The sequence below is a fragment of the Oleiphilus sp. HI0067 genome (assembly GCF_001635735.1).
Genome location: NZ_LWFI01000138.1, coordinates 1 through 638 on the forward strand (window position 1 = coordinate 1; position 638 = coordinate 638).

1 protein-coding gene is annotated in these 638 nt (G+C 42.3%); it reads right to left on the reverse strand.

Features of this window, described 5'->3' with window-relative positions; all coding sequences use genetic code 11:
* Positions 1-510, reverse strand: a 510-nt coding sequence (locus A3739_RS01895) for a LysR family transcriptional regulator (protein ID WP_156502251.1), incomplete at its 3' end; no start/stop codon positions are given.
* Positions 511-638 lie beyond the last annotated feature (128 nt).

Sequence of the window (638 nt, forward strand, 5' to 3'; positions counted from 1 at the left end):
ATACAAATTAAGCGTTGGTAGGTTTGATGGTACGAAGGAAGGGTTGCTAATGACTAAGTCTACTTCTCCGGTTAATAAGGCATTGGTGATCTGATCGATCTCAAGTTTCCTGACTGATAGCTTTACACCTGGCGCCTCTAGGCGAATTATTCTTAATAGCTGAGGCAATATCACTTTCTGTTCAAGGTCCGTTGAACTCAAAGTGAAAGTTCGTGTAACAGTTTTAGGCTCGAAAGTTTCAGGTTCTAATAACGCTTCAATTGACTCAATAATGTGTTCCACTTTTAACTGGAGTGATTCTGCAAATGGCGTGGGGATCACGCCGTTACTGGTTCGCACAAATAAGCGATCATCTAGCGTATCGCGTAACTTACGGAGTTGATCACTCACGGCTTGTTGCGTGACTCCCAGCTGGTCAGCCACGCGAGACAAATTTCTTTCTTGTAACAGAGCTCTTAATACTTGCAGTTGTCGGATATCGATTCTGTTTAAAGGTTTCACTTGTATCACTCATCGGAAGGTCTTGTTTCTAATTGTATCTGTAGATCCTTAAACTCGCATCATCTATTTCTTGTTTGAGGTTCAAACCATGCATGCTGAATACCGAGTGAACTATGCGACACCTGGAATTGATCACG